The 772-nt window shown below is 48.8% G+C and carries 1 protein-coding gene; it reads right to left on the reverse strand.

Going from position 1 to position 772, the window contains the following annotated elements:
- The coding region (locus CVN76_RS06375) for an FtsK/SpoIIIE domain-containing protein (protein ID WP_269800025.1) at positions 1-772 on the reverse strand (772 nt) is incomplete at both ends.

Raw genomic sequence — 772 nt, forward strand, 5'->3', positions numbered from 1 at the left:
TCTCGATAGGCGAGCTTTAAGGGGCGGAAGCCATGGGCTTGCCAGCTTCTCGATCTTCATTTCTGCTTGTGTCGCCACGATATGATCGGCAACGGCTTCGATTTCACTGATTTTTTCTTTCCTTCGACTAGCAGCCTGTTCCGAAACACTCGAGATTTGAACTAGGCCAAGGTCGGTGACCAGTGCCACCTCGTCCTCCAATCCCGCCGTATCCTCCAAATAAGGGGCACCGCTCCATGCTGACTGAAACAGTTCGTACACCTCGTTATTGCCTACCTGCAAATATCCCCGCCCCGTGACCGTGATATTTGCGGCATCGCCATTTTTAAGGATTTCCTTACTATCATTGGCATCCTGTACCTTTAGGGAAATCTTGAAGCGGGCATTACTCCATATCTGGTTATCTATGACACCGCCGGGCTTTTGCGTGGCAAGAATCAGATGAACGCCCAAGCTCCGACCAATTCTGGCAGTGCTGACTAATTCACGGATGAAATCCGGCTCCTCATTCTTAAGCTCGGCAAACTCATCTGATATTAAAAATAAATGCGGCAGCGGTTCTTCCGCTTTTCCTTCTTTGTACAAATCCGTGTAGTCGTTGATGTGATTGACTTCATATCGATCGAACAGTCGCTGGCGTTTTTTCAATTCGCTATTGATGGAGGCAAGGGCCCTTGCGCTGAAGTTCTTGCTTCCCTCAATATTCGTAATCACTCCAAGCAGATGGGGAATCTGCCTGAATGGCTGTGCCATTCCCCCGCCTTTATAATCA

It is taken from the genome of Bacillus sp. mrc49 (assembly GCF_002803435.1).